This is a genomic window from Chitinophaga eiseniae, assembly GCF_900167135.1.
Classification (GTDB): domain Bacteria; phylum Bacteroidota; class Bacteroidia; order Chitinophagales; family Chitinophagaceae; genus Chitinophaga; species Chitinophaga eiseniae.
Window position 1 is genome coordinate 676781 of sequence record NZ_FUWZ01000005.1, and the last position, 9735, is coordinate 686515.

A 9735-nucleotide genomic window follows, 5' to 3' on the forward strand; every position below is an offset into this window, starting at 1 on the left:
TATGAAAATTCTCCGACTACTAAGCTGCTGGCTTATTATAGCCTTAGGTATTTGTCCTGCTATCGTTCAGGCCCAGGAAGAAATACCGTGGAAGCTCATCGGCGCAACACAGGACTGGACAAATAATTACAATCTCTTTTACTATAAAATCGCGCAGATAAATGATAGTACGCACAGATATGCTTCCCTGGTAGAAGTCTCTGTTCAGGGGGACGCTAACTTTTTTGACCGGCAGGGCACTTATCTCATCCGCATCGACAAATGGGAGAATTCAAGAAGGTTTGACGGCATGGAAATCCAGTGTACATCCGGCAATCCCAAAGCGGCTGTTTTTTTTGTATTTAACAACGCCTTATGGATGAGATCAAACTATCAGTGGGGAGGTATTTATGTAAAGGCCACTAACCTGTTGGCGAACCAAAGTCCGCTGACGGGCGGTACCTATGGCCAGACACTTGTGCCGCCAAACGGCTTTCTTGCCAGGACCGACTACTACGGGCTAAAATGTGATTTTGACAACAATAAGTTCGAGAAGCTGCCCTACACTGATGTCACTGGTTTTGTTTATGACTCTGCTGGGATGTCGCTTGGAAAACCGGTTAGAAACGGAATTCTGAACATCAATAGCATAGGCCGGACAGATGGTGATTTAGTTTTTATTACGAAAGACTCTACGTCGGCCCAGTGTGATTTTTTTTCCAATTATAAAGGCGGTACAGATCTGCAGAACGGTGTGTTAGGATATGGTGTGCGACCCATGAGCAAAGCCTGGCAAATTTGGGAAAAAGGCGCTAATTCCATCTGGACTAACCTTTTTCATGTCGGCGCCAATGGCGACGTAGGTATTGGCACGCTCAATCCTAAGGCCAAACTGGCGGTAAAAGGCACCATCCTCGCCCAGAGAGTAAAAGTAACGGTGGCGGCAGCGGACTGGCCTGACTATGTCTTCAGTAAAAATTATGTACTGCCGTCTTTGCAGGAAGTAGAAAACCATATCCGTCAGTATCAGCATCTGCCCGACATGCCGGCTGCTGCTGAAGTGGCCAGAGACGGGCATGACCTCGGAGAAATGAACAGGAAGCTGGTGCAGAAAGTGGAAGAGCTGACCCTGTATATCATCGACCTGCAAAAGAGAATCACTGCACTGGAACAAAGACCTTAATCATCAATCAAAAACAATAAAAAACCAATCGTCAAACCCAAAAGTATGAATGTTAATTATTTAGTGTTGATCTTTACCAGCCTGTATTTGGGTGGTACTTTCCTTTATTACAAATACGCAAAGAAGAAAGGCATGGAGTTCCGGTATAAACCATTTTACCTGCTGGCCGTAGCCATTCTGTTTGTACTCTCTATTTACGGTATTATTACAGGGAAACAATTCTTTTAATCCAGGGCATAGACAACTACCTGCTTTACGCAGGTAGTTGTACCTGAACCTGCAAATTGTCATGGAAGGAAAATCTATTTACCCGTTGCTTTGGGTATTACTGATAGTGATACTTTTCTTCTGGTGGATGTTCGCCAGGAAAAAAAGAACAACGAAACCTATCGGGAGCCGGAAAAAAGGAGGACGAAGCGCCAACGTAAATATAAACAACCAGGAAAATGATGGTAGATATTGAAATAAACAGTGCAAAAGACATGGATGTGTTGAAGACTTACAACACAGATGAAATCGACACATTAAACCTCTATATCTACGCCAGCGTTTCTTTAAAATTCATTCCCAAACTTAAAAATCTGAAAAGCCTGCTCATTGCGGGCAGTGTTAAAGACCTCTCTCCGGTATCACAGTGTAAATCTTTGACAACACTGATGATCAGCAACAAAGGGGCTGTTAATACACTGGATTTTTTACAGGAGCTTTCGCTGGAAACATTAAAACTGGAGAGTTTTACGTCAAAAATCGACCATCTGACCTTTCCTGTTTTGCCATCTTTAAGAAATGTGGAGATTTCAGGCGTTGCTAAAATCAATGACCTGGCTTTTTTAGAAGATTTTTCTGCTATTGAAAAGATCTCCTTATTTGAGTTGAACGCACAGCGGCTATTTGATTTTTCAACATTGCATCAGTTGAAAGAATTAAGGCTGACGAATATGTTCCATTTGAAAGCACTGTCTGAACTGGCGACCGTTAATGCTCCTGCGAAAATCTACATAAGGGAATTTTATATCAACAGGAAGATCAAAAACGACAAAAAAGAAGCCCTTCTTAAAGTCCTTCCGGAACTCAAACAGCTGGACGTCATTGAGCTGAGTATTAACCAGGAAAAATTCTCCAAAGATGACTTGTTAGGCATGCTGCGCCAGTGAGCCGTTTTCTAGGCAAATTCAAAGAAACAGCAGCTGCCGCCTACCCAGGTGTCGGTGTTGTTGAAGCCTACACCAATCATTTTTCCCTTACTGATCCTGGACAGGTTGTGTATGAGGATGGGCCGCGGAGAGCTGTCGGGCCAGATGTACATCATCCGGATTTCACAGATCGCCGGACCGGTGGGGGTTTGTATTGCGGGGGCGTATGTTACCTTGCGTTGCAGGATCCAGTTTTCAGGATCTTTAATGTTGTCGATGTCCTGTTGGGTAACATCTATCACCACGCCCTGTCCGGCAAAGGAAAACAGGGGTTTCAGCACATAATTTTCCAGGTCGGCGGGTACTACCGGCAGTTCATGAAGGAACCAGCTTTTGGGCACAAATTCACTGTGAATAAAAGGCATGGTGTATTTGCTGATCCTGTAAAACCAGTTAGGGTGCGTGATCCATTCCACATCAAGGTCCTGGAACAGGTTCACATGTGGTTCGAGGTGTCCGGACTGCTTTTGGAGATCATCGAAGATGATGCGGTTAAAGATGCGCTGGATGGGCGTTTTAACGCCATCGCGCATATAAAATAGTTTTTTCCCTTCCTGTATCAGTTGGGTGAGACATACTGTGCGGATGCCAATGTATTTTTCTGTACTGGCGAAGTCGATCCGTGTTTTCTGTTCTTCAGGTTTTATTTCCAGTAACACTACTTCTTCCGCGGGCAGGTTGCCGACAATCATTTCCCGGAGTAGTTGATAATAGGTTTTTTCGTCGATGCCGTTGAAAAAGTTGCTCAGTTGTTCCGGAATAGCGAAGTGGTTTTTGAATTGCCGTGCCATCACGTCCTGGAAGGCGTACATGGTGGGGAAGCCCTGCAGTTCGATGAGCCGGGGGGAGTAGGCGTCGCCGGTTTCGTTCTGGCATACGGCGAAATCGATCACGATAAAGTGCGGATGATCATTTTCATGCGGCACTTTCAGATCGGCGGGAATGGCGTCTTCAGTGATTGATTTAAAGTCTGGCCGCAGGATCACATTCACAATTTCTTCACAGGCCTGTATGAGTTTGCTGGTCAGATCGGCGGGTACAAATACCGGTGTTTCGGCTACCCGGAAATCGGGCGCTATGCCGGCATCCTGCGCAATGCCTTCCAGGAAGGCCTGATAGCGGTCGTCGGTGAATTGTTGATTATATGCCTTTCTGACGTTGGGTATCATAATATTGAATAAACGGATTAGAAAAAGGTGTTTTCATCGTCGTTATGGGAAGGAACGCCTTCCAGGTGCTCAATGGCAGCCAGCCGGTCGCTCAGTTGCCCGTAAACGGCATAGTCGAGGAAAGCGGTGATCAGCCGGTCGTGTGTCAGCATAATTTTATCCGGATCGGTGAGTTGTTCCAGCATGCTGTTGTATTTTTCGATGCCGTGATGGTCCACCACCTGTTTTTTCTTTTCTTCCTGTCGCAGGTACATATACATACCATCGGCATCTGCTTCCGGGTGGAACTGGGTGCCGATAAAGTGGTCGTTAAAACGAATGGCCATGGTAGCGCGCTCCAGCGGTACATGTGGCCGTTCTTTTTCCAGGGCCAGTACCTGGCCGCCCATGGCGTAGAGACGTTCGTGGTTCAGTTCTATGACCTGCCAGTTGCGGCTGTCTACGATATAAAACGGATCGGGCAGGGCGGTAAACACTTTTTCGGAGAGGCCGGCGGCGGTTTTATGCACCGGGAAAACTCCGAAGGCCGGCGACCTGCGTTTACAGACGTTGCCGATACCATAATAGCGGCACATGATCTGGTAGGAGTGGCAGATAAAAAAAGCAGGTTTTTTCTGTTCCTGTGTACGGTTCCAGGCGAGCAGGTCTTCTATCAGGGAAAAATATTTCTGTTCCCATACGCTGCCTTCGCTGTCTACCGGGCTGCCGGGGCCGCCGGTTGAGATATAAATGTCATAGGAGGTGTCGGGCACCTGTTGTTGCAGTCTGACTTCAAACTCATCGAATTGCAGGTCCAGTGCGTGCATCGCTGCATATTGCACCAGTATTTCCCGGATACAGCGCATACCTTCATTGGCCACGCCCTCATACATATCCAGCACTGCTACTTTCCAGTTGTTTTTAATTGGATGCATACTGCAAAATTACGAATTACGGCCGGGTAATCCGTCATTCCGGCTCAGCAGTTCTTCAGAAACTGGCCGTGAATGTAGTCAGTGACGGCTACAAGGTCCTGGGTTTCTTCATATACTTTCAGCTGCCTGTCCGCCCCGGTACCGTTGGACAGGATGTCTGTGGTGGCTTTGATCACATCGCGGCTGCCCAGATCGTCCACTACGTCGTCGATAAAATCGAGCAGTTCGTATATGAGTGCCCGTGTGTTGATTTCCATCTCTTTTCCGAAATCGATGAGATTACCATCGATGCCGTAGCGGGAGGCGCGCCACTTGTTTTCGTTGACGAGCGCCCGATTGTAGATGATGAAGTTCAGGTTCTGCATACGCAGCTTGTATATTTTGGCGCAAACGGCCTGGAAGAGCGCCGCCAGCGTGATAGTGTCGTCTATCGTCAGGGGTACGTCACAGATGCGGAATTCCACAGTGTTGAAGAACGGGTGTACCCGCAGGTCCCACCATACCTTTTTGGCGTTGTCGATGCAGTTGGTTTTAACCAGCAGTTTGATATAGTTGTCATATTCTTCGATACTGGCGAAATAATCGGGGATGCCGGTCCGGGGGAACTTATCGAAAACTTTGGTACGAAAGGATTTGAAGCCGGTATTACGCCCTTCCCAGAAAGGGGAATTGGTGCTAAGAGCAAAAATATGCGGCAGAAAATAACGGACGGAGTTTGCGATATGCAGGGCCATCTCCCTGTTTTCCATACCTACGTGCACATGCAGCCCAAAGATCAGGTTGGACCTGGCGGCGTCCTGCATTTCGTTGACGATCTCAAAATAGCGGGGATGGTCGGTGATCATTTGTTTTTCCCACTTACTGAAGGGGTGCGTGCCGGAGGCGCCGATGCTGAAACCGAGGTCTCCGGCTATCTGGGTGATGGTACGGCGCAGCAGTGCCACATCTTCACGTGCCTCTTGTATGTTGGCGCATATCTGCGTGCCCACTTCTACCACCGCCTGATGAAATTCAGCTTTTACCTGGTCGCGGATCACTTTATGGGCCTGTTCCACAATCCTTTGCTCATGGGACCGGAGCTCCCTGGTGGTAGGGTCCATCACCATGTATTCTTCTTCTATACCCAGCGTAAACGCTCTGAACATGATTAAAATTTTTCCCGAAATTACGAATTAGGCATTATGAAAATGTATCTCGATAATTTATCGGGAGATGATCGCTGTTTGTTTATTGTTTTTCTTTCGGTTTGGTTTTTTGGGGGGATGCGGGTGTTTTGCCCGTTTTTTTAGCAGGGGCAGCTTTCTCTTTCACCGGTGGGGCTTTCACCGTTTTCGCCGTTTTGACCACTTTGGCGGTTTTCACCGTTTTAGCGGCAGCTGCTTTTTTGCCGGTTTGTTGTCTCACAAAACGGCCCCAGGTAAGGTTGTCTTTTCCCGGTTTTTGTGCAACGGCTCTTTCGATGGCATAGCGGGCGCTGGTTTCCACTACCCATTCAAAATGTTCTTCCCCGATGGCGTTGATGTCGGCGTCCGGCGCGGGATTGCAGAAGTCGATGGCATAGGGGACTTCCCCTCTGACGGCTATCTCCACGGTATTAAAGTCATAGCCAAGGTATTGATTGAGGGCTATCACCTGTTCTGTGATTTGCTGCATCAGTGTGTCGCTGCCTTTAAAGTCGGACTGGTAGCGCTGATGGGGGGCATTTTTAGGATTGTAGGCCATGATCCGCACCTGGTTGCCACCGATGCAGAAGCAGCGGTAATATTGTGTAAAGTCTATCTCTTCCTGCAGCATCATCACCAGTTGACCGGTTTCTGCGTGCTGACGGAAAAAATCATCTTTGTCTTCTACGTGATAAACATGTTTCCAGCCGCCGCCGGCAAAGGGCTTCATGTATGCAGGAAACCCGATGTAATCGAAGATAGTGTTCCAGTCAAACGGGTACACGAGGTTGCGGAATGATTTGTCGGTAGTATTGTCCGGCAGGGCATAAGAGGGCAGGAGTACCGTGCGGGGCACGTTTACGCCTATCTTTTGCGCCAGCGCGTTGTTAAAGAACTTATCGTCAGCGCTCCACCAGAATGGGTTGTTGATGACCGCACAGCCGGCGATGGCGGCATTTTTCAGGAAGGCGCGGTAAAAAGGCACATCCTGTGAAATCCGGTCTATGATAACGGCGTAGCCGCTGTCGGCGCCCTGCAGCACTTTGTCGATGGTGACAAGCTCCGCGAAGATGCCGGGGGGATTGATGCGGTTAACGCGGTCAACAAATGCCTGGGGGAAAGAGTTCTCCTGTCCGAATAGAATGCCGATTTTTTTCATACGCTTACTTGATGAGTGACAGATAGTGTGGCAGCATTTCGCGCCATACTGGCCAGTCATGGTGGGCGTGGGGCCTGATGTCCAGCCAGTGGGTAATATTTTTGGCCGCCAGCAGCTGCGAAAACTGTTCGTTCTGCGGGCGGGTAACGTCTGTTTCGGCGGCGCCGAGAACAATGCCCATGCGCCACAGGTCCGGGTCGTCGTTGCCCGGCATGAAGTCGGCCGGGTTGTTGAAATATACGTGATCGTCGTAGTAGTCGTCTACCCGGGATTTGATATCAAAGATACCGCTGAGGCTGAAGAGATAAGACACCCGGCCGGGATAGCGGAAAGCGAAATTGGCTGCATGATATCCGCCGAAGCTGCATCCGGCGGCTACAATGCGCTGCCGGCCTGTTTCTGCTTCTATGCGGGGCATTACTTCCTCTATCAGCATTTTGTCATAACAGGTATGATTATACGCCCGGTATTGGGGCGTAATGCTCTTGTTATACCAGCTGGCGGCGTCGATGCTGTCGGGGCAGTATACTTTCACGCGTCCTTCGTCGATAAACCACCTGATGGCCTCAATGAGGCCGCGGTCTTTACTTTCATAATAGCGGCCCATGGAGGTGGGAAAGAGTAGCAGCGGGTACCCGCTGTCACCGAATACCAGCATCTCAAATTCCTTTCCCAGGTTGGGTGAATGCCATTTATAGTAGTTTTCAGTCATGGGAAAGTGTTTAGTTAAATTTAAAGAAGATTATTGGTTTATTGGTAAATTGTTGGAATGCAAATAGATCGACGGACGGTCCCTGCAGGAAGATTGCAGCGGGAAGTCTTGCTGGACGTATATCAACCGGAAGGGGGCCCACATGTTTTGTTGCTGGTGAATGACGGGCAGGACCTGCCGGTGCCGACTGCGGCGATACCGTCGGGCGTATGGGTGGCTGCCGTTCACGCCGGGCCGCGCCGCCGCCAGGAGTATGGTGTGGCCGGCATCGCCGATTATAAGGGAGATGGCGCACTGGCAGCGGTGTACAGTCAGTTTGTGATAAAAGAATTACTGCCCTTCCTGGAGCGGGAGTACCCTTCGTTGGCCGGCGTCAAACGTGCGTTCGCAGGGTTTTCGCTGGGAGGATTGTCGGCATTGGATATAGTGTGGCAGCACCCGCAGCATTTCTGCGTGGCCGGTGTGTTCTCCGGTGCGCTCTGGTGGCGGAGCCGCCCGCTGGATGAAGCTTATCGTGATGACCGCGATCGGATTATGCACCGCCGTATCCGCGAAAGTGACTACCGGCCAGGGCTTCGGTTCTTTTTTGAATGCGGCGCCGCTGATGAAACCGCGGACCGTAACGGCAACGGTATCATCGACAGTATCGACGATACGCGTGATCTGATAGCGGAACTGGTAAAGAAAGGGTATCGGGAGCCGGAGGATATTACCTACCTGGAGGTACCCGGTGGACGGCATGACCGGGAAACGTGGGGGAGGGCGATGGAGGTGTTTTTGGGGTTGATCCATAAAAAAAGCTGACCATCATGAAGTGAACCCAAAAGTTTAGACAGCTTTTTTGATTAAGCGGCTTGAGTTCGGTATTGTACTGGGCTCAAGCCGTTAAGTTTTTGTTTGATTCTGTCATTATTGTAATAGTGAATATAATTGACAATATTCTTTTTAAGCGTTTCGATTGATGTAAATTTTTTCAGATGGAACATTTCAGATTTCAGAATGGCGAAGAAGCTTTCCATAGCTGCATTATCCAGGCAATTGCCTCTTCTTGACATGCTTTGCCTTATTCTTCTTTTTCGCAGCCTTTGTTGATACCCTTTCATTTGATATTGCCATCCTTGATCAGAATGGAGGATCGGTCTGGATTTTTCAGGCAACTTTTTTAGCGCCATTTCAAGCATATCCATAGTCTGATGGAACGTTGCCCGTTTCGATAAGGTGTAGCTGATTATCTCTCCATTGTAAAGGTCCATAATTGGCGATAAATACAACTTTTTACCTGACACATTGAACTCCGTTACATCGGTCACCCACTTTTGATTAGGCTTCCGGGCGTTAAAATCTCTATTCAGCAGATTCCGGGCAATTTTTCCTTGCTGCCCTTTATAAGATTTGTACTTCTTCCTTCTAACAAGGCTTTTTAGACCGCACTCTTTCATTAGTCTGGCAACACGTTTATGGTTGATATGCATCCCACTGCTCTTTAGAGCATCCGTTATTCGGCGATAACCATATCTACCCTTATGCTGACGATAAATAGCTATTATTGAAGTTTTAACGTGATTATCCTTATCAGGTTGTACCGATTTTTTCAAGTAATAGTAAAAAGTACTCCGTGCCATCCCCGCTACTTTCAGCAATATTTCCTGATCGTAGGACCGCCTTAATTCCTGGATGGCTTTTGCTGCCTGCCTTGTGCTTTGGCAGCTTTTTCCTGCTGAATTAAGGCGTCTAACTTTTTTAAAAATGCAAGCTCTGTGCGCAAATACTCGTTCTCTGCCTGCAAGGCAGCAAGCTTTTCCGCTTCGGGGTTAGACACTATTCTAGTGGTCTTTTTTTTCTTATTAGGCATTGCTGACTTTTTTCTACCTCTGTTTTCCATCAGTAAACCTCCTACTCCCTGGCTTTCATATATCTTTAACCAACGACCTACTACACTATCGTTAGCAATACCAAAGAGTGCTGATGTCTGCAATAAAGATAGGTGCTTTTTTAGCATATATTTTATAACCCGAACTTTAAACTCGCCCTCATAGCTGCCAGAGCGAAGCAACAACCCCTTCTTCCCAAACTGATTGTAAAGATTTACCCAGCGCTGAATACTCTTGTCGTTTCCTCCAATTTTACGTGCCGCAGAAGCCAGAGAGTCCTTACCAGAGATCACTGACTGTACTGCACCTATTTTTTGTTGATAACTGTATTTGATTCTTTTATTCATAAAAAATGTCCCCTAAAAGTGTCTAACTTTTAGGGGGCACTTCAT

General features: G+C 47.9%; 11 protein-coding genes. 4 read left to right on the forward strand and 7 right to left on the reverse strand.

Features of this window, described 5'->3' with window-relative positions:
* The first annotated feature begins 1 nt into the window (after position 1).
* The 3 genes from B5D63_RS28915 to B5D63_RS28925 all read left to right on the forward strand — a co-directional run bounded on the left by B5D63_RS28915 (position 2) and on the right by B5D63_RS28925 (position 2316).
* Positions 2 to 1162: a tail fiber protein gene (locus B5D63_RS28915; protein ID WP_078672340.1), complete on the forward strand. Its 1161-nt coding sequence runs from the start codon at positions 2 to 4 to the stop codon at positions 1160 to 1162.
* Between the two features lie 45 nt (positions 1163 to 1207).
* Positions 1208 to 1390, forward strand: coding sequence for a hypothetical protein (locus tag B5D63_RS28920; protein ID WP_078672341.1), 183 nt, complete (start codon positions 1208 to 1210; stop codon positions 1388 to 1390).
* A 218-nt stretch (positions 1391 to 1608) separates the two neighbouring features.
* The gene (locus B5D63_RS28925) at positions 1609 to 2316 is read left to right on the forward strand and encodes a hypothetical protein (protein WP_078672342.1); all 708 of its coding nucleotides are present in this window, start codon (positions 1609 to 1611) and stop codon (positions 2314 to 2316) included.
* An 8-nt stretch (positions 2317 to 2324) separates the two neighbouring features.
* Here B5D63_RS28925 and B5D63_RS28930 read toward each other — a convergent pair whose 3' ends face one another.
* The 5 genes from B5D63_RS28930 to B5D63_RS28950 all read right to left on the reverse strand — a co-directional run bounded on the left by B5D63_RS28930 (position 2325) and on the right by B5D63_RS28950 (position 7472).
* The gene (locus B5D63_RS28930) at positions 2325 to 3524 is read right to left on the reverse strand and encodes a hypothetical protein (protein ID WP_078672343.1); all 1200 of its coding nucleotides are present in this window, start codon (positions 3522 to 3524) and stop codon (positions 2325 to 2327) included.
* 17 nt (positions 3525 to 3541) lie between these two features.
* A complete protein-coding gene (locus tag B5D63_RS28935) occupies positions 3542 to 4438 on the reverse strand; it encodes a type 1 glutamine amidotransferase (protein ID WP_078672344.1) in 897 nt (298 codons plus the stop codon).
* 44 nt (positions 4439 to 4482) lie between these two features.
* Positions 4483 to 5583, reverse strand: coding sequence for a carboxylate-amine ligase (locus tag B5D63_RS28940; RefSeq protein ID WP_078672345.1), 1101 nt, complete (start codon positions 5581 to 5583; stop codon positions 4483 to 4485).
* An 82-nt stretch (positions 5584 to 5665) separates the two neighbouring features.
* Entirely contained in the window at positions 5666 to 6760 is a 1095-nt protein-coding gene (locus tag B5D63_RS28945) for an ATP-grasp domain-containing protein (protein WP_078672346.1), read from the reverse strand.
* A 4-nt stretch (positions 6761 to 6764) separates the two neighbouring features.
* Entirely contained in the window at positions 6765 to 7472 is a 708-nt protein-coding gene (locus B5D63_RS28950; RefSeq protein WP_078672347.1) for an esterase family protein, read from the reverse strand.
* A 57-nt stretch (positions 7473 to 7529) separates the two neighbouring features.
* On the opposite strand from B5D63_RS28950, the gene B5D63_RS28955 reads away from it, so the two are divergent.
* Entirely contained in the window at positions 7530 to 8276 is a 747-nt protein-coding gene (locus B5D63_RS28955; protein ID WP_078672348.1) for an alpha/beta hydrolase, read from the forward strand.
* A gap of 41 nt (positions 8277 to 8317) precedes the next feature.
* On the opposite strand, the gene B5D63_RS28960 is transcribed toward B5D63_RS28955, so the two are convergent.
* Positions 8318 to 9220 carry an IS3 family transposase gene (locus B5D63_RS28960; RefSeq protein ID WP_143313049.1) on the reverse strand — a complete coding sequence of 301 codons (903 nt, stop codon included), beginning with the start codon at positions 9218 to 9220 and terminating at the stop codon, positions 8318 to 8320.
* Positions 9136 to 9690 (reverse strand): helix-turn-helix domain-containing protein, encoded by a 555-nt coding sequence (locus tag B5D63_RS34825; RefSeq protein ID WP_143313048.1) that lies wholly within the window; start codon positions 9688 to 9690, stop codon positions 9136 to 9138. The genes B5D63_RS28960 and B5D63_RS34825 overlap by 85 nt, the downstream gene beginning before the upstream one ends.
* Positions 9691 to 9735 lie beyond the last annotated feature (45 nt).